Origin of the sequence: Catenulispora sp. GAS73 (assembly GCF_041262085.1) — a bacterium.
In the GTDB taxonomy this organism is placed as follows: Bacteria; Actinomycetota; Actinomycetes; order Streptomycetales; family Catenulisporaceae; genus Catenulispora.
Map to the genome: position 1 here is coordinate 97,496 of NZ_JBGCCM010000009.1, position 17,112 is coordinate 114,607.

Annotated in this window: 16 protein-coding genes; 7 read left to right on the forward strand and 9 right to left on the reverse strand. The window is 69.1% G+C overall.

All coding sequences use genetic code 11. The annotated features are described in order from the left end of the window. Nucleotides 1-10: 10 nt before the first annotated feature. Nucleotides 11-1,171 carry an alpha/beta hydrolase gene (locus tag ABH935_RS15590; protein ID WP_370378596.1) on the reverse strand — a complete coding sequence of 387 codons (1,161 nt, stop codon included), beginning with the start codon at nucleotides 1,169-1,171 and terminating at the stop codon, nucleotides 11-13. A gap of 150 nt (nucleotides 1,172-1,321) precedes the next feature. Between ABH935_RS15590 and ABH935_RS15595 the strand changes: the two genes are divergently transcribed. Beyond that, the gene (locus ABH935_RS15595) at nucleotides 1,322-2,446 is read left to right on the forward strand and encodes a phosphotransferase enzyme family protein (RefSeq protein ID WP_370378597.1); all 1,125 of its coding nucleotides are present in this window, start codon (nucleotides 1,322-1,324) and stop codon (nucleotides 2,444-2,446) included. Here the strand turns inward: ABH935_RS15595 and ABH935_RS15600 are convergent. The 3 genes from ABH935_RS15600 to ABH935_RS15610 all read right to left on the reverse strand — a co-directional run bounded on the left by ABH935_RS15600 (nucleotide 2,421) and on the right by ABH935_RS15610 (nucleotide 5,100). Continuing rightward, on the reverse strand, nucleotides 2,421-2,984 hold the full coding sequence (locus ABH935_RS15600; RefSeq protein WP_370378787.1) for a bacterial proteasome activator family protein: 564 nt from the start codon (nucleotides 2,982-2,984) through the stop codon (nucleotides 2,421-2,423). The genes ABH935_RS15595 and ABH935_RS15600 overlap by 26 nt on opposite strands. Before the next feature lie 80 nt (nucleotides 2,985-3,064). After that, complete coding sequence (locus ABH935_RS15605; RefSeq protein WP_370378598.1) at nucleotides 3,065-4,063, reverse strand: NAD(P)H-quinone oxidoreductase; 999 nt, start codon at nucleotides 4,061-4,063, stop codon at nucleotides 3,065-3,067. Nucleotides 4,064-4,515: 452 nt separating this feature from the next. Beyond that, on the reverse strand, nucleotides 4,516-5,100 hold the full coding sequence (locus tag ABH935_RS15610) for a TetR/AcrR family transcriptional regulator (protein WP_370378599.1): 585 nt from the start codon (nucleotides 5,098-5,100) through the stop codon (nucleotides 4,516-4,518). A gap of 98 nt (nucleotides 5,101-5,198) precedes the next feature. Here ABH935_RS15610 and ABH935_RS15615 point away from each other — a divergent pair, with 98 nt between their 5' ends. Further along, nucleotides 5,199-5,975, forward strand: a complete 777-nt coding sequence (locus ABH935_RS15615) for an SDR family NAD(P)-dependent oxidoreductase (protein WP_370378600.1) — start codon at nucleotides 5,199-5,201, stop codon at nucleotides 5,973-5,975. 29 nt (nucleotides 5,976-6,004) lie between these two features. On the opposite strand, the gene ABH935_RS15620 is transcribed toward ABH935_RS15615, so the two are convergent. Further along, complete coding sequence (locus ABH935_RS15620; protein WP_370378601.1) at nucleotides 6,005-6,787, reverse strand: oxidoreductase; 783 nt, start codon at nucleotides 6,785-6,787, stop codon at nucleotides 6,005-6,007. A gap of 189 nt (nucleotides 6,788-6,976) precedes the next feature. Here ABH935_RS15620 and ABH935_RS15625 point away from each other — a divergent pair, with 189 nt between their 5' ends. Next, on the forward strand, nucleotides 6,977-7,954 hold the full coding sequence (locus tag ABH935_RS15625; protein ID WP_370378602.1) for an ATP-binding protein: 978 nt from the start codon (nucleotides 6,977-6,979) through the stop codon (nucleotides 7,952-7,954). On the opposite strand, the gene ABH935_RS15630 is transcribed toward ABH935_RS15625, so the two are convergent. Together ABH935_RS15630 and ABH935_RS15635 are read right to left on the reverse strand one after the other, a co-directional pair. Continuing rightward, complete coding sequence (locus tag ABH935_RS15630) at nucleotides 7,920-8,774, reverse strand: alpha/beta fold hydrolase (protein ID WP_370378603.1); 855 nt, start codon at nucleotides 8,772-8,774, stop codon at nucleotides 7,920-7,922. The genes ABH935_RS15625 and ABH935_RS15630 overlap by 35 nt on opposite strands. A gap of 86 nt (nucleotides 8,775-8,860) precedes the next feature. Continuing rightward, nucleotides 8,861-9,442 carry a TetR/AcrR family transcriptional regulator gene (locus tag ABH935_RS15635; RefSeq protein WP_370378604.1) on the reverse strand — a complete coding sequence of 194 codons (582 nt, stop codon included), beginning with the start codon at nucleotides 9,440-9,442 and terminating at the stop codon, nucleotides 8,861-8,863. Nucleotides 9,443-9,666: 224 nt separating this feature from the next. Between ABH935_RS15635 and ABH935_RS15640 the strand changes: the two genes are divergently transcribed. The 4 genes from ABH935_RS15640 to nhaA all read left to right on the forward strand — a co-directional run bounded on the left by ABH935_RS15640 (nucleotide 9,667) and on the right by nhaA (nucleotide 15,443). After that, the gene (locus ABH935_RS15640; RefSeq protein WP_370378605.1) at nucleotides 9,667-10,866 is read left to right on the forward strand and encodes a sensor histidine kinase; all 1,200 of its coding nucleotides are present in this window, start codon (nucleotides 9,667-9,669) and stop codon (nucleotides 10,864-10,866) included. A 14-nt stretch (nucleotides 10,867-10,880) separates the two neighbouring features. Then, nucleotides 10,881-11,615: a LytR/AlgR family response regulator transcription factor gene (locus tag ABH935_RS15645; protein WP_370378606.1), complete on the forward strand. Its 735-nt coding sequence runs from the start codon at nucleotides 10,881-10,883 to the stop codon at nucleotides 11,613-11,615. Nucleotides 11,616-11,951: 336 nt separating this feature from the next. Next, a complete protein-coding gene (gene acs / locus ABH935_RS15650) occupies nucleotides 11,952-13,907 on the forward strand; it encodes an acetate--CoA ligase (protein ID WP_370378607.1) in 1,956 nt (651 codons plus the stop codon). A gap of 300 nt (nucleotides 13,908-14,207) precedes the next feature. Beyond that, nucleotides 14,208-15,443, forward strand: a complete 1,236-nt coding sequence (gene nhaA, locus ABH935_RS15655; protein ID WP_370378608.1) for a Na+/H+ antiporter NhaA — start codon at nucleotides 14,208-14,210, stop codon at nucleotides 15,441-15,443. Nucleotides 15,444-15,523: 80 nt separating this feature from the next. Here the strand turns inward: nhaA and ABH935_RS15660 are convergent, their stop codons facing one another. Together ABH935_RS15660 and ABH935_RS15665 are read right to left on the reverse strand one after the other, a co-directional pair. Next, on the reverse strand, nucleotides 15,524-16,282 hold the full coding sequence (locus ABH935_RS15660; RefSeq protein WP_370378609.1) for a MerR family transcriptional regulator: 759 nt from the start codon (nucleotides 16,280-16,282) through the stop codon (nucleotides 15,524-15,526). Between the two features lie 129 nt (nucleotides 16,283-16,411). Then, on the reverse strand, nucleotides 16,412-17,062 hold the full coding sequence (locus tag ABH935_RS15665; protein ID WP_370378610.1) for an HAD family hydrolase: 651 nt from the start codon (nucleotides 17,060-17,062) through the stop codon (nucleotides 16,412-16,414). Nucleotides 17,063-17,112: the final 50 nt, after the last annotated feature.

Genomic DNA, 17,112 nt, shown 5'->3' on the forward strand with positions numbered 1-17,112 from the left:
CGCCTCGGCGTCACCCGCCGGCCGGGGTGGCGCCGGACGCCGTCGTCGAAGCCCCGGCCGACGGCGTGGCGCTCGGGCCGGCCGGTGACGGCGACTGCGAGGCGCTGCTCCCCGTTGTGAAGCCCTGGTCCAAGAACGTGATGACCTTCGGGAAGGACCCGGTGACGAAGTCGTAGGAGTGCCCGCCGGGCTCGATGTGCCAGGACAGGTCGACGCCGCAGGCACAGTCGTGCAGCCGCTGCGCGAACTCGGCGGCCTGGCCCTGGATCAGCGAGTCCGTCTCGTCCTGGTCCTCCAGCAGCAGCACTCGCTTGCCGGCCGCCTTCTGCACCATGTCGTCCGGCGTGTTGGCGGCCTCCACCCGGCTGTCCGAGCCGAACATCCCGTCCGGGTCGTCGACGTGGAAGTACCCGGCCATCGAGGCGAACTGGCTGAACAGGTCCGGGTGCCGCAGCGTCAGGTTGGCCGCGGCGTAGCCGCCCATCGAGAAGCCGACGATCGCGCGCATACTGGCCGGCCGCGGCGAGTTGCCCTCGACCGCCGGGATCACGTTCTTGATCAGGTAGGACTCGACCATGTCCTTGCCGTCCTGCGCGTCGGCCCACTCGGTGTCGTTGTGCGCGTTGCCGCCGCCGGTCGGCGCGGCCACGATGAACGGTGCCTCGGCACCGGAGGTGAACGCCTGGTCCAGCACGTCCTTGACGGCCTCCATCATGCGGTCCGGCTCGCCGGGCACGCCGTGCAGCAGGTAGACCACCGGCAGCACCACGTTCGCCGGGACGGCGGGCCGGTAGACGTCGACCGGCCGCGTCTTCATGTCGTCGTCCGCCGACGGCACGTTCAGCGTCGTCACGGTCCCCGGCCCGGTGGCCTTCGGCGCCTGGCGCGGAGTGCTCGGCGCGGCCGCGCCCGGCTTCGCGCCGGGGGCCGAGTTGTCCGTGGCCGACGCGGAGTCGGCGGTGGATTCGTCGAGCGGACCGGTCGGGGGAGGGACGATGCTGGCGTCGTCGGCGCTCTGATGCGCGCCGAAGTGGTGCGTGGCGTAGCCGAACGCCACTCCTGAGCCCACGACCAGCGCGGTGCTTATGACGAACAGCGCGACGGCCCGCAGCGGGGACCGACTACTGCGCTTGGGCGCACGACGATGTCCTCTCGCCGCGCTCGCCGCCATAGTCCGTCCGCCTCCCCACGCCCCGGACCGGGGCGCTGCCACGCCCTGCCACCCTCACGGAGGGCACGCCGCATGTCCACTGGTTCATTCGAGGCTAGTCACCCCACATAAAGCGCAGGTTAAGGATGATCCGCAATGTAGAGTGCGCGCATGCCGGAGACATCAGGGCCACTCCAGGCGCTGTTTCTGCGGTTCGGGCTGCCGGCGCCGACCGCTTTCCGTCCGGTGGACAGCGGACTTCTCAATCGGTCATATCAGATTACTTCGCCCGGCCGGCGCTACTTCCTGAAGCACTATCTGCCCTGGCGCGGAATCGGATCCGGGCTCCCTGACGAGCACGGCCGCAAGCGCTCCGCGGACCGGACACTGCGCTGGCAACACGAAGCCGTGATCCGATTACAGGCGGCGGGTCTCCCCGCAGTCGCCCCGCTCAGGGATTCACATGGCCGTACAGTCGCATATGTACGGGGACGCCCTTTTGCAGTGTTCCCCTGGAACGACGGAGTACACCGTCACGGCAGACATATGCAGGATATTGACGCGTTCTGCTTAGGCGGCGTCCTGGCCGACATCCACACGGGACTGGCGCGAGTTCTTCCGCAGGTTCCGCAACCGTTGTTCGTCGCGACCACCTCCGAACAGCGCGCCATCGCCGAGGCCGAACAGCTTCTGGCCCTGGTCGACGCCGGCGCTGGTGCCGATGCCGATACCGATGCCGTCCAGAGCGAGATGGACGCGCTCTCCGCGCACCGATTACGGGAGCGCTTAGCGCTCATTCCAGAGGTCGCCCACTTACGCCCGGCCCCCGACGCCGTCGGAACCGTCGGCTACATCCACGGCGACTTCCACGCCGGGAACGTCATGTGGTCGGGGATGGAACCCGGAAGCCGGGTCACGGCGGTCGTCGACTGGGAGAAGACCGCGGTCGCACCTTGTGGGGACGAGGTGGTGAGCACCGCTTTAGTGTTCTTCACAGGGGAGTACTCAGGTCAGCTCGACCTGGATCTGGTCCGGGCGTTCGTCGGGGGGTATGTCGCGGCTCGGCCGCACTTCTCCGCTCGGGAGCTCACCGACTCCGTACGCCGCGTCTGGTGGGAGCGTCTGACCGACTTCTGGATCCTGACCTGGCACTACCGGCACACCGACCACCGCGCGGACTCGCTGTTCCCCGCCACCGCGGCACTGGTGCCGTGGTGGACGGAGAACTACGCGAAAGTCCTGGACGCCTTCCTGGACGGCGCCGCGACGGTTACAGGTACGGCCCCGCGCCGCTGATCCGCCCCGGCTGCTCGCCGTCGGGGGCCAGGCCCGGGCCGGGCGGCACGGACCCGGGCGGCAGCGCCCGGCGGATCTGCTCCAGCTGCGCCCGCGCGGCCATCTGCTGCGCGAACAGCGCGGTCTGGATGCCGTGGAAAAGCCCCTCCAGCCACCCGACCAGCTGTGCCTGGGCGATGCGCAGCTCGGACTCGCTGGGGACCTCGTCCTCGGCGAACGGCAGCGACAGCCGCTCCAGCTCCGCGACCAGCTCCGGGGCCAGGCCCTTCTCCAGCTCGGCGATCGAGGAGCGGTGGATCTCGCGCAGACGGGCCCGGGAAGCCTCGTCCAGAGGCGCGGCGCGCACTTCCTCCAGCAGCTGCTTGATCATCGAGCCGATCCGCATCACCTTCGCGGGCTGCTCGACCATCTCGGCGACGTTCATCGGGTTCTCGCCGGACTCGTCGTCCCCGTGCGCCTCGGCGGGCACCACGATCACCCGGCCGGCCAGATCGCCGTGGTCCTCGGCGTCGGGGTCGTTGTTCAGGCTCATGTTCATCGCTCCGAAGATGTCGCCGTTCAATCCCGTCATGTATCCGTCCCTAGATTCAAATGCTGTTTCCACACGGGCATTCCCGGCTAGCCGGCGCTTCCCGCCGCCGCGACGTCCAGCAGGACCTTGCCCACGTGCCCGCTGTCCTCGACGACCCGCTGTGCCTCAGCCGCCCGGTCGATCGGCAGCACCCGGTCGACGACGACCCGGAAGCGGCCTTGTTCGATGAGCGGCCACACGGCGTCCCGCGCCGCCGCGACGATCTGCGCTTTCTCTTCAGACGGCCGCGCACGCAGAGTGGTTGCACTGATGCTGGCCCGCTTTCGCAGCAGCGTGTTCAGATTCACCTCGCCCTTGACGCCGCCCTGCAACCCGATGATCACCAGCCGGCCGTTCACCGCCAGCGCGTCGACGTTGCGGTTGAGGTAGGCGGCGCCCATGTTGTCGAGGATCACGTCCGCGCCGCGGCCCTCGGTGACTTCGCGTACCCGCTCCACGAAATCCTCGTCTCGGTAGTTCACCGCGACATCGGCACCGAGGTCGCGGCAGGCCTGGAGCTTCGCGGCGCTGCCGGCCGTGACGATCACCTGCGCGCCGAGCTCGTGGGCGAGCTGAATCGCGGTGGTCCCGATGCCGCTGGACCCGCCATGGACGAGCAGGGTCTGGTCGGCTGTGAGCCCGGCCAGCATGAAGACGTTCGACCATACGGTGCACACGGTCTCCATGAGCCCGCCGGCGTCGATCGCGCTCATGCCCTTCGGCAACGGCGCCACCTGCCCGGCCGGCACCGCGACCAGCTCGGCGTACCCGCCGCCGGCCAGCAGCGCGACGACCTCGTCCCCGGGCACGAACCCGCTGACCCCGGCTCCCACCTCGACGACCCGGCCGGAGCACTCCAGCCCCGGATAGGGCGAGGCTCCCGGCGGGGGCGAGTAGTGGCCCATCCGCTGCATGATGTCGGCACGGTTCACCGCCGACGCCGTGACCTGGATCAGCACCTCGCCGGCCGCGACGACCGGATCGGGCACCTCGGTCCACACCAGCTGCTCCGGTCCGCCCGGCTCCGCGATCGTGATGGCACGCATGACTTCACCCTAGCGAGAGGCGTGCACAAGGGGCGGATCCAGGCGAACAGGCGGCTCCGAGCGGGACTGCTGAGCACGTCTGAGACCACTGTGCAGCGTGAGGCGCCATTGCTCCCCCATTCAGGCGACAACGGGTAAAAACCGGCCAGTAGCCCTTGGCACCGACCTTGATCGGTCGTAGAAAGAAAGCAAGGCCCGGCGACCTCCCAACTCAAAGAGAAGGAATGGTTTGGCACAAGGCCGCTAGACCTCGACATCGATTCGGGAACCCACGCAAAGACCGACCCCTTAAGGGGCCAGCCAGCCAGGCAGACGGAGAGATCAGCGAGGACCTGGAAGGCGACTACGGACAAGAGACGCTTGTTAACTCGTTCTCGGTGTCACTCGTAACAGCGGTGCCGCTTGCGCAGCGGCACCGCTGACCTTTTCCGTTTCGTTCCTCTTCGCGGGTATTACTGCGAATTCGCTGCGGCTGCGACAAGTGCGCCGGCGAGTTTGCGTGCCGCCTCTTCGTCGAGCGGCCGATGGCCGACCAGACCGCGATACCAGAGCAGGCCGTAGGCCAGGTCGGTGAGGAAATCCAGGTCGGCGTCGGCGGCGACCTCGTCGCGCGCCGCACCGCGCTCCAGCAGGACCCGCAGGGTCGCGCGGCGGCTGGCCAGGAAGTCGTGGAAGGGCCGCGCCGCCTCGGGGTTCTCGATGGAGGCGACCATCATGCTCTTCAGCTCGCTCAGGACCTTGGGGTCCTCGGACTGCCGGAAGGTGGTCTGGAAGAACTCCCTGAGGTCGGCCGCCAGCGTGCCGGTGTCGGGCAGCGGGATGGTGTGCTGCGCCCGCGTGCCCACCGCCTCGGCGATCACCGCGGCCTTGGACGGCCACCAGCGGTAGATCGTCTGCTTGCCGACGCCCGCGTCGCGGGCCAGGCGCTCGATCGTGAAGCCCTCGTAGCCGACCTCCTGAAGCAGGGCGATCGCGGCGTCGATGATCGCCTCGCGGGCTGCTTCGTTGCGGCGTCTTCCGGTGTGCGGGCGCTCCATGACGGGCAGCCTAACGGATTTGTCTAGACGCATCGTCTCGGCAATAATTGTCGAGACGGATCGTTTCGACAAAGAGTCATCCGACGGAGGGGACCCGCATGTCCACCAGCACGCCCACCACCAACGCCGCCACCAACGCCGCCCAGGGGAAGTTCACCGGCCGGACCGTGTACGTCATCGGCGCCAGCCACGGCATCGGCGAGGCGATCGCCGGCGCGTTCGCCACCGCCGGAGCCGACGTCCTGATCACCGGCCGCACCAAGGAGCGCCTCGACGCGGCCGCCGAACGCATCGGCCACCCGGTCCGCGTCGTCCAGTCCGACGCCCGCCGCCAGGAGGACGTGAACGCCCTGTTCGCCGCGGCGGACAAGCAGATCGACCACCTCGTCCTCGCGGTCAGCGGCGGCATGGTCGGCCTGGGCACCCTGGCCGACCTCACCGACGAGGCCCTCCGCGAAGGCTTCGAAGGCAAGGTGTTCGCCCAACTCAGGATCCTGAAGGCAGCCCTCCCGCACCTGGCACCGAACGCCTCGGTGACCTTCATAGGCGCCGGCAGCTCCCGCGCAGCCTTCCCCGGCACCACCGCCCTGGCAGCGGCCAACGGCGCCCTGGACGCCGCGGTCCGCCCCCTGGCCGCCGAACTCGCCCCGGTCCGCGTCAACGCCGTCTCCCCCGGCGTGATCGACACCGCCTGGTGGCACCCCCTGGGCGAGCAGCGCGACGGCTTCATGGCGCAGCAGGCCGCGGCCACCCCGGTGGGACGCGTCGGGCAGCCGCAGGACATCGCCGACGCCGTGCTGTTCATGGCCGGCAACGGCTTCACGACCGGCGTGGTGCTGGATGTAAACGGCGGGACGACGCTCGCGCGGAGCTGAGGGGGAGCGCGGCGCCGCGTGGCAGAGAATCAGCCGCGCATGATCGCTTCGCACACCGCCAGCGACTCGCGGGCGCCGAGTGCGACCGCCTCCGCGTACTGCGCGAGCCAGGCGGCCAGGGCTTCGTCGGTGCCGGTCGCGTAGGCGCGGGCGGCGGCCAGGTATTTCTCGACGCCGAGGTCCACGTGGCCGGCCTCGACTACGGCCAGGGACTGGGGGTCCAGGCCTCGGTCGGCCAGGATCAGGCGGGATGCCGCGCGGGCCAGGAGGCCGTCGCCCCAGCCGAAGGGTTCGTGCACCAGGAGTTCGGCGTGGACCGCCGCTGCGACCACGACCGCTGGGACTTCGGCGGTGGACGGGTCGCGGAGTTCGTTGGCCAGGGTGTTCAGTGTGGCGGCTGCCTCGGGGTCGCGGGGGCGGCCGACCTTGTCCTCGTCGAGGTGGCCGGCGGCGGCCAGCAGGTGCATCCGCGACAGGGCCTGGATCGGGGAGCGCTTCCAGACCGGGGCGAGGGTGCCCAGTTCGCCGGAGATGCGCAGGGCGCCGCGCAGGAGGCCGCTGCCGTCCTCGTCGCCGAGGTCGGTGCGGCGGCGGACCTCCTCCAGCGGCCAGTCGGTGCCGGCCTCGGTCAGCGAGCCGAGGGCGGCTGAGGCGCGGGCGCCGCGCAGCTGTGATTCGGCGGTGACGCGGGCCGACTGGCTGCGCAGCACCTTGTGCCGGCGCACGCGGTCCACGGCCTCCCGGGCGGTCTCCGCCGCCTCGGCGGCGTTCGGGGAGGCGGCCAGGCGGCGGATCGGGGAGCGGGTGTCCATGCCCGGGACTTTACCTACCGAGCAGTAGCGGGGCCGCCACCCGATCGGAGGACGCATGGTTGACGCGCCGAGGCGCCGCCGTCGAGACTCGGCGCGTACCCGTTTTATTGAAAACGGTTGTCATCAGTCGCGGACCTCCCCCGGAGGCCCGCGACGTGCTCCGCCCCCCAGGCGCAAGGAGGTCCCGGCATGCGCATCGCCCTGGTCGGCAAAGGCGGCAGCGGCAAGACCACGGTCTCGGCCCTCCTGATCCGGCACCTGGCGGCCGGCGGCCGCCCGGTGGTCGCCGTCGACGCCGACATCAACCAGCACCTCGGGGTGGCGCTCGGCCTTTCGGAGGACCGGGCCGCCGCGCTGACCCCGATGTCCGCACACCTGGCGGAGATCAAGGACTACCTGCGCGGCGACAACCCGCGGATCGCCGGCGCCGAGGCCATGGTGAAGACCACGCCGCCGGGACGCGGATCGCGCCTGGTGCGGCTGGAGGAGGAGAACGCCGTCCACAGCCTGTGCGCGACGCGGCTGACCGGCGAGATGGAGAACGTCCGGCTGATGGTGACCGGCGGCTTCGAGGACAAGGACCTCGGCGTCTCCTGCTACCACTCCAAGATCGGCGCCGCCGAGCTCTACCTGAACCACCTCGTCGACGGGCCCGACGAGTACCTGGTGATGGACATGACCGCGGGGGCGGACGCCTTCGCCTCCGGCCTGTTCACCCGCTTCGACCTGACCTGCCTGGTCGTGGAGCCGACCCGCAAGTCGGTGTCCGTCTACCAGCAGTACCGGGAGTACGCGAAGGAGTACGACGTCACCATCCGAGTGGTCGGCAACAAGGTGACCGGCCCCGAGGACGTCGCCTACCTGCGCGAGAACACCGGAGCCGACCTCGTGGCCTGCCTGGGCGCCTCGCACTACGTCCGCGCGCAGGAGCAGGGGCGCGACAAGGGCTTCGACACGCTGGAGCCGGCCAACCGCACCGCCCTGGCGCGCCTCCAGCTGGAAGTGGACTCCGTCCCGCAGGACTGGGCCAAGTTCACCCAGCAGGCGGTCCACTTCCACCTGAAGAACGCTCAGGCCTGGGGCGACCGCGCGACCGGCGTGGACCTCGGCGCGCAGGTCGACCCGGACTTCGTCATGGGACCGGAAGCGTTCGCGGCACAGAGCTGAACGCCGTCACCTTCCGCACGACGTCCGGGTCCGTCAGGATCCGGAAATGGCCGAGGCTGGTCCAGGTGTCGAGCTCCGCTCCGGGCCACAGCCGCGCCAGACGGTCGCCGTTGGCCACCGGGACCTCACGGTCCCCGAGGTCGTGGACGATCAGCAGCCGCGGCAGGCCGGTCAGGTCCTCGGAACGCATCCGCTGCGGGATGTCGAACTTGTCTATAGACATCCCCACGCGCTTCTCCAGAACCCTGAGGAAGCCCCTGCGTATCCGCTCTCTGAAGCCGAGCATCTTGGCGAACTCATAGGAGAACCCGATCGGGTCGCTCATCGGCGCGACTACAGCGATCCTCCCCATGGAGAGGCCGTCGAGGGCCGACAGGACGACCGCGGCAGCGCCGAAGGAGTGCGCGATCACCGCATGCGCTTCTCCAAAGCGGTCCACAGCTGTGGACAAGCTCTCTGAGAACTCCAGAAGCGTGGAGCGCCCAGGTCCTGCGAAGCTCTGCGTAGACCTGCCGTGGCCAGGCGCGTCAAAGGACACGACCCGGCATCCGGCAGCCAGAAGCGGCTCCACGAAGGCATCGAGCTGTTCGGCCACACCGCCCCAGCCGTGGACGAGATAGACGGCCGGCCCCTCCGTGCCCCAGACAGTGCCGTGCACAGTGCTGCGCCGCACAGTCATCGTGAACGGCTCGCCGGCGGACACCGCGATCGGTGTCTTCGGCCGCCAGGCCCGTTTGGGCACGGTCAGCCAGATCCGTTCGGCCCAGCGCGCGCCGGGTCCTGGCGCGACGACCTCCAGCACCCCGAACGCGGTCCGCAAAGCGCCGGCACCCAGCGCCTTTTTAGCACGAACGGTCGTGCTTTTTTTACGTGACGACGATGACGCGGTCATAGGGATGACCCCCTCTAGCGGTTGGATTCGATCAATCGGGAGAACGCGTGGCGGGCCCGCTCCTCGGCCCTGGCGTCACCGAGCAGCCGGTGCGCCTGGAAGTAGATGAGCATGATCCCGTGCAGGTCGTGGGCGAACTGCTCCGGATCGGCGTCGGCGGCGAAGAAGCCCTCGGCGATCCCGGTCCGGAACATCTGCGCCACCGAGTCGCTGAAGTCCAGGTGCATGCGGACCAAGCGGTCCCGCACCGGACCCGGCTGGTCGTCGTACTCCCAGGCCGCGGAAACGAAGAGGCACTCCGCGGTCCCGTCGCGCGACACCGCGAGCCAGCTCTCGAACAGCGTCGTGATCCGCTTCTCGCCGCGCGGGGCGGACAGCGCCGGTCGGACGACGTCCTGAACGAACGCCTCGCTGGCGAACTCCAAGACCTGGACCTGAAGTGTCTCCTTGGACTTGAAGTGCGCGAACAGACCGCTCTTGGACATCCCGGTCCGCTCGGCCAGCGAGCCGATGGTGAGCGAGGCCAGCCCGCTGGAGGCCGCGACCTCGACGGCCGCTTCCAGCACCTGCCTGCGGGTCTCCTCGCCCTTGCTCACGAGACGAAAATAGCACGACCGTTCGGAGTGTGCGACCCCAACCCGACCCCACCGCAATCCAGGCGTGACCGGCACGCTCCGAAGCGGTCGCTCGACGGATCCCGCGCCGACTTCACGCCGCGATCGCCTTGGTCGCCTCGGTCGCCTCGGTCACCACCGCCGGCATCGACATCAGGCCACCGATACCCTCGACTTCGCACCCCGACCGCATCAGACTGGGACATGTGGCATCCAACCCCGCCACCGTCGGCATCGTGGCCGCGCTCCTCGCCCCGGCGGTCGCGGTGTCCCGTGCCGTCCAGCGGCACCGCCTGGCCGGGACGTCCGCCGAGCGCGCCGCCTACGCGGCCATGCACGCTGTCGCCCTGGCCGGCCCCCCGTTGCGGGTCGGCCTGACTCCGGACTCCACCCGCCGCGCCGCACGGCACCTGCGGCCGCTCCTCGGCACCGCGGCGCTGGCCTTCAACGACACCGAGCGCACCCTCACGTGGGACGGCGCCGGACAACACCGGCATTCTCAGGACTCCTATGAGCTCTCTACAGAAGCCCTCAAGTCCGGAACCGTCCGCGTACTCGGCCCCGAGGAAGTGCACTGCGGCAGCGACTCCTGCATGATCCGCCACGCGGTCGTCGCCCCGATCATCCCGCCGAGCAGCATCGGGGGGATCCGCGACGGCAGCAGCACCGCGATCGGGACACTGTCGGTCTACAGCTCGAACACCTCCGTAGCCCTGGTGCGGGCCGTCGGTGAGGTCGCGTACTGGGTCGCCACGCAGATCGAGCTGGCCGAGCTCGACCGGTCGCGGACCCGCCTGATGGAGACCGAACTCAGGGCGTTGCGTGCGCAGATTTCTCCGCACTTCATCTACAACTCCCTGACCGCCATCGCCTCCTTTACGCGCACCGACCCAGAGCGCGCCAGGGGGCTCCTCATGGAGTTCGCGGACTTCACCCGCTACTCGTTCCGCGCCCACGGCGAGTTCACGACACTCGCCGAAGAGCTGCGCTGCGTGGACCGCTACCTGCTGCTGGAACGTGCCCGGTTCGGGGAACGCCTCCAGGTGAGTCTGCGGATCGCCCCTGAGGTGCTTCCTGTAGAAGTTCCGTTCCTCTGCGTTCAGCCCATAGTCGAGAACGCAGTAAGGCACGGCCTGGAAGGCAAGCCCGGCCCCGGCCACGTCACCATCACCGCCGAACCGACCCGCCACCACTACCGCATCACGGTCGCGGACGACGGCGTCGGGATCACCCCGGACGTCCTGCACGAAGCCCTCGCGCCGGCCGAGCCGGGCACGCGCACCTCGGTCGGCCTGTCCAACGTCCACGAGCGGCTGCGCGCGGTCTACGGAACCGCCTACGGTCTGGCGATCGAGTCCGAGCCCGGAGCGGGTACCACCGTGGTGATCCGGATCCCCAAGAAGTAGGGACGACAGACCGCATGACCATCGCGACGCCGACCGGCCTGCGCGTGCTCGTGGTCGACGACGAACCCCCGGCCGTGGCCGAACTCGCCTACCTCCTGTCCCGCGACCATCGCGTCTCCTCCGTACGGACCGCCAATGACGGAGAAGAGGCGTTGAGGGTTCTGAAGAACTCTCCCGTGGACGCTTTGTTCCTCGACATCCGCATGCCGGGCCTGGACGGTCTGGAGATAGCGGCGCTCCTCAACCAGTTCGCCACCCCTCCGCAGATCGTCTTCGTGACCGCGCATGAGGAGTTCGCTCTGGAGGCGTTCGACCTGCACGCCTCCGACTACCTCCTCAAGCCGGTCCGGGCGGAACGCCTCGCCGAAGCCCTCCGCCGGATGACACCGGCCTCCGTACCGCGTATGGCCCCTGAACCGGGCCCCTACGACGTCATCCCTGTGGAGTTGGCCGGAGTCACGCGCTTCGTCCCGCGCCAGGACGTCTCCTACGCGGAAGCCCAGGGCGACTACGTGCGCTTGTACACGACCGAGAGCAGCCACCTGGTCCGCATCCCCCTGGCGGTCCTGGAGGAGCACTGGTCAGGCGCCGGTTTCGCCCGCACCCACCGCCGCTTCCTGGTCCGCGTGGACGCCGTCTCCGAGGCCCGGTGGGAGAGCGGCCACCTGACCGTCATCGTCAGCGGGACGTCCATCCCCGTGGCCCGCCGGCACACCCGTGAAGTGCGCGAACGGCTCAGTCACCGCTGACCGCGCGGCTCCGACCGCTCGACTTCCGTTGGTCACCCGTTGAACGCCTCGGGCGGACCGTCCGGGGATCGAACCCTTATCCCCTCTGTCGTAGTTTGACAGCGATTACTTACGGTGAACCCAGGGCCCTCAAGAGTCCATCACGCGTTGATCATCAAGCGGCACCTTGAGCACGCCGCCCACCGAAACGGGTCCCGGTGGGCGGCGTACTGGTGTCTCCAGGTAAAAGGTCTATACCAATAGGGCTGAAAGCCTTGTGTTCCGGGCCGTCCCTTGGTGTGCTACTGCCTGGATAAAGTGTGACCGCTGTCATAATGCATCGAACGAGGAGAGACGGTGTCGAACGAGGCCCTTTCCAATTTGCTCCGTGAGGACCGCCGGTTCGCGCCGCCCGCGGACTTCGCCGCCGCCGCGAACGTCAAGGCTGACGCGTACGCGACGGCTGAGGCGGACCGGCTGGCGTTCTGGGAGACGCAGGCCCAGCGCCTGTCCTGGGGCGCCCCCTGGAGCGAGGTGCTGGACTGGTCGGGTAAGCCGGTGGCGAAGTGGTTCGTCGGCGGGAAGCTCAACGTCGCCTACAACTGCGTGGACCGCCACGTCGAGGCGGGCAACGGCGACCGTGTCGCGATCCACTTCGAGGGGGAGCCCGGCGACTCCCGCGCCATCACCTACGCCGAGCTCAAGGACGAGGTCTCCAAGGCCGCCAACGCCCTGACCGAGCTCGGGGTGCGCCAGGGCGACCGGGTCGCGATCTACATGCCGATGATCCCGGAGACCGCTGTAGCGATGCTCGCCTGTGCGCGCATCGGTGCGGTGCACTCCGTGGTGTTCGCGGCGTTCTCCCCCGACGCGCTCCGCGCGCGCATCGAGGACGCCGGCGCCAAGCTGCTCATCACCGCGGACGGCTACCACCGCCGCGGCGGCACCGTGAACCTCAAGGCGAACGCCGACGAGGCCGCCGAGGGCGCGGAGACCATCGAGCACGTGCTCGTCGTCAAGCGCACCGGCGCGGACGCCGCGTGGGGCGCCAAGGACGTCTGGTGGCACGACACCGTCGGCGCCGCGAGCACCGAGCACACCCCGGAGGCGTTCGACAGCGAGAACCCGCTGTTCATCCTCTACACGTCCGGCACCACAGGGAAGCCGAAGGGGATCCTGCACACCACCGGTGGTTACCTGACGCAGGCTTCGTACACCCACCACGCGGTGTTCGACCTGAAGCCGGAGACGGACGTCTACTGGTGCACCGCCGACGTCGGCTGGGTCACCGGGCACTCCTACATCGTCTACGGGCCGCTCTCCAACGGCGCCACCGAGGTGATGTACGAGGGAACGCCAGACACCCCGCACCAGGGCCGGTTCTGGGAGATCGTCCAGAAGTACAAGGTCACGCTGCTCTACACCGCGCCCACCGCGATCCGTATGTTCGCCAAGTGGGGCGACGACATCCCGGCGAAGTTCGACCTCAGCTCCCTGCGGCTGCTGGGTTCGGTCGGCGAGCCGATCAACCCCGAGGCCTGGATCTGGTACCGGGAGAACATCGGCGGGGACCGGACGCCGGTCGTGGACACCTGGTGGCAGACCGAGACCGGGGCGATCATGATCTCCCCGCTGCCGGGCGTCACCGAGGCCAAGCCGGGCTCGGCCATGCGGCCGCTGCCGGGCATCTCGGCGAACGTCGTCGACAAGGACGGCACCATCGTCGAGAACGGCCACGGCGGTCTGCTGGTCCTGGACCAGCCCTGGCCCTCCATGGCCCGCGGCATCTGGGGCGACCAGCAGCGCTTCGTCGACACCTACTGGGCGCGCTTCGCGGAGCAGGGGTACTACTTCGCCGGCGACGGGGCGAAGAAGGACGAGGACGGCGACCTGTGGCTGCTGGGCCGCGTCGACGACATCATGCTCGTCTCCGGCCACAACATCTCCACCACCGAGGTCGAGTCGGCCCTGGTCTCCTACCCCGCGGTCGCCGAGGCCGCAGTGGTCGGCGCCAAGGACGAGACAACCGGACAGCGCATCGTCGCCTTCGTCATCCTGCGCGCCGGCCAGGAGGAGACCGAGGACCTGGACGCGGCGCTGAAAGCGCACGTCTCCAAGGAGATCGGCCCGATCGCCAAGCCCAAGCAGATCCAGATCGTGGCCGAGCTGCCCAAGACCCGCTCCGGCAAGATCATGCGGCGGCTGCTGAAGGACGTCGCCGAGGACCGCGCGGTCGGCGACACCACGACCCTGGCCGACTCCACGGTCATGGACCTGATCAAGGCGAAGCTGCCGCACGCGAACGAGGACTGATCCAGTCCGTTCCCGTCCGCGGGCGCGTTACCGACCGCCGGGTGTGTTGGCCTCAGGGCCCGTGCACCCGGCGGTTCCGCGTTCTCAGGAGCCGGACGGTCGCACACGGGTTCCTCACATTCCGGTAGCCTGAACAGCCTAGGAGCGCCGGGAAGTCTGGTCGGCATGGGTAGTGGTCCGTTGATCACCACCCGTCCGACGCCGACCCCCGAGCCATGAGGACGCCTGATGACGCCCCCGGAACGCCCCGCCGCACCTATACGCGTCTTTGCGCGCTTGAAGCGCATAGAGCGCAGGCACGTGGCAGCGGTCCTGCGGACCGAGACGGTCGGCGGCGCACTGCTCATCGTCTTCGCGATCGTCGGGCTGCTGTGGGCGAACTCCCCCTGGCGCGCCTCCTACGACACCGTCAAGAACACCGTCATCGGGCCGCACCTGTGGCATCTGGACCTTTCGCTGGCGAACTGGGCCGCCGATTTCCTGCTCGCGTTCTTCTTCCTCGTGGCCGGGATCGAACTCAAGCACGAGTTGCAGGCCGGCGAGCTGTCGAACCCGCGCGCCGCGGTGCTGCCGGTCGTCTCTGCGCTGTGCGGCATGGTGGTCCCGATCGGCGTGTACCTCGCGGTCAGCGCCGGACACGCGAACGCGGGAGACGGCTGGGCCGTGCCCACCGCCACCGACATCGCCTTCGCACTGGCGGTCCTGGCGGTCGTCGGCCAGAACCTGCCGTCGGCGCTGCGCGCGTTCCTGCTGACCCTGGCCGTCGTCGACGACCTCGGTGCGATCATCATCATCGCGATCGCGTACACCGCCAAGATCGACACCGTCGCGCTGGCGATCGCGGCGGTGCTGATCGTCGCCTTCTACGTACTGCAACGGATGCGGATAGCCAGCTTGTGGCTGAATGTGCCGCTCGGCCTGGGGATCTGGATCGCGGTGCACTCCAGCGGGATCCACGCGACGGTGGCCGGCGTCGCCATCGGCCTGATGCTGCGCGGGCACACCGGCGACGATCACGCGGACTCCGGAGAGCAGGAGGAGGGACCTCAGTCACCGGCGGAGAAGGTGCAGTGGCGACTTCAGCCGTTCTCCGCAGGCTTCTGCGTCCCCGTCTTCGCGATCATGTCGGCGGGCGTCTACGTCGGTGGCAAGACGCTGGGCAGTCTGGTCAGCGACCGGATCCCGCTGGCGATCGCCGCCGGCTTGTTCATCGGCAAGGCGGTGGGCGTGTTCGGCGGCGCCTATCTCACCGCGCGCTTCACGCGAGCCGAGCTGTCCGACGAACTGCGGTGGCGCGACATCGCGGCGGTATCCGCGCTGACCGGTGTCGGGTTCACGGTCTCGTTGCTGATCGCCGAACTCGCCTTCTCCGATACCGCGGCCGTGTTGAACCTCGCCAAGGGCGGAGTGCTGCTCGGGTCTTTGGTGTCCGCTCTCGTCGCTGTAGTACTGCTCCGTAGGAGGGACCGCTTCTACGACGAGCTGTGCACAGACGAAGAGTCGGAAGACGTGGAGTTGGTGCTCGGGCGAGAATAGAGCGGCGTCCCCTCCGCACTGGCCGCGGAGGGGACGCTTTGCGTTGTTCCGCTAAGCGGATCCGTACTACTCGCTCTGTACTAGTCGCTCAGGCGCGCTTCCGCATAGGCGGCCATCGCGGCGGCCTGGTACTCGGCGAGGCCTTCGGCGATCTTCTGGTAGTTCGCCTTGAAGCGCTCGTCGTCGACGTACATCTGGCCCAGGCACCTGTATGCGTTGCGGTTCGGCGTCCACCAGATGCAGATGCCCTGGTAGTGCTGGTGGACCTCCTCCTGGACCGCCGGGTCGTCGACCGGGGTGCCGGCGGCCATGAACTCCGCCATCCGGATCATCGCCGCGGTCGCCTCACGCTGCCAGCGCCGCATGTCCTCGTCGGTCATGGTCACGCGCTTGGCCTGGGCCCGCTCGAACTCCTCGGGCCAGCGCTCACGCGCCTCGTCGTCGTACTGCGACTGGTCGAACCCCTCGAAGAGGTTCTCCGGCCGGTTGATGTGCACGGACATCTCTGTCTTCCCTTCCAGCTCGACGATGGTCCGCCGCACGGTCTCGGCCACCCGCGACAGCCGGTCGCGCTCGACGATCAGCCGGCCGTACTGCCGGCGCAGGGCGGCCAGCGTGTCCGGCTCGGAGTCGAGCGCCTCGGCGATGTCGGCCAGGGCCAGCCCGAGCTCGCGCAGGACGAGGATCTGCTGCAGGCGCAGCAGCTGTGGTTCCTCGTAGTAGCGGTAGCCGTTAGCGCCGACGTGATCGGGCTTGAGGAGTCCGACGTCGTCGTAGTGGCGCAGAGTACGGGCAGTCACCCCGGACATGCGCGCCACCTGCGCGATCGACCAGCTCATGGCGGTTCCCATCGATAAGCGGCCGGGCGTTCCGGCCACTTCCTCGAAGGTAGAAGCTTCCGTTACGGCAAGGTCAAGCCGGATTCGTCCGCCCCGCGAGCCGGTCGCCGCCGAACCGTGCGGAAGAGGTCAGGGGCGGCCGAGGATCAGCTCGAACGCCTCGGCCGTGGCCTCGATGACCTGCTCCGGCTGCGGGTCCGTGGCGCCCAGCCTGCGGCCGTGCCGGATCCACGCGGTGTGCAGGCCGACACCGTTACCGCCGGCGATGTCCGAGGTCAGGGAGTCGCCGACCATCCAGCCGCCCTCCAGCGGCGCGCCGGCCCGCTCCGAGGCCAGCTGAAAGATCTTCGACTCGGGCTTCCAGCTGCCCTCGACGTCCGAGATGCAGACGACGTCCACATACGCGCGCAGCCCGACCGCGTCGATCTTGGCGTTCTGGAAGTCGCCGAACCCGTTGGTGACGATGCCGGTCCGCCAGCCGGCGTCGCGCAGCGCCTCCAGGCCGTCCGGCACGCCGTCGAAGGGCTTGAGCAGGTCGACCATCCGGGTCTGGTAGTCGGCCAGCAGCTCGGCCGGGTCCGCGGCCAGCCCGAAGTGCTCGACCAGGCCCCGGAAGGCGTCGTCCGGCGCACCGGTCCAGAAGATGTGCTCGTTGTCGATGAACCAGCGCACATCACCCGCGGTGGCGTGCGCCGCCACCACGTCCTCGACCCAGGCGACGAAGGCGCCCTTGGAGGAGATGAGGGTGTCGTCCAGGTCGAACAGCGCGAGACGGGGCATGGCTCCGAGATTAACTGATCGTTCCGACGCCCAACGGAACACCGGGTTAC

Bases quoted from the DNA above. Each gene is read 5' to 3' on its own strand.
- ABH935_RS15610 (WP_370378599.1), bottom strand. From the start codon at position 5,100: ATGGAGCGCCCGCACACCGGAAGACGCCGCAACGAAGCAGCCCGCGAG.
- ABH935_RS15665 (WP_370378610.1), bottom strand. From the start codon at position 17,062: ATGCCCCGTCTCGCGCTGTTCGACCTGGACGACACCCTCATCTCCTCC.
- ABH935_RS15645 (WP_370378606.1), top strand. From the start codon at position 10,881: ATGACCATCGCGACGCCGACCGGCCTGCGCGTGCTCGTGGTCGACGAC.
- ABH935_RS15600 (WP_370378787.1), bottom strand. From the start codon at position 2,984: ATGAACATGAGCCTGAACAACGACCCCGACGCCGAGGACCACGGCGAT.
- ABH935_RS15620 (WP_370378601.1), bottom strand. From the start codon at position 6,787: ATGGACACCCGCTCCCCGATCCGCCGCCTGGCCGCCTCCCCGAACGCC.
- ABH935_RS15660 (WP_370378609.1), bottom strand. From the start codon at position 16,282: ATGAGCTGGTCGATCGCGCAGGTGGCGCGCATGTCCGGGGTGACTGCC.
- ABH935_RS15625 (WP_370378602.1), top strand. From the start codon at position 6,977: ATGCGCATCGCCCTGGTCGGCAAAGGCGGCAGCGGCAAGACCACGGTC.
- ABH935_RS15615 (WP_370378600.1), top strand. From the start codon at position 5,199: ATGTCCACCAGCACGCCCACCACCAACGCCGCCACCAACGCCGCCCAG.
- ABH935_RS15590 (WP_370378596.1), bottom strand. From the start codon at position 1,171: ATGGCGGCGAGCGCGGCGAGAGGACATCGTCGTGCGCCCAAGCGCAGT.
- ABH935_RS15605 (WP_370378598.1), bottom strand. From the start codon at position 4,063: ATGCGTGCCATCACGATCGCGGAGCCGGGCGGACCGGAGCAGCTGGTG.
- ABH935_RS15595 (WP_370378597.1), top strand. From the start codon at position 1,322: ATGCCGGAGACATCAGGGCCACTCCAGGCGCTGTTTCTGCGGTTCGGG.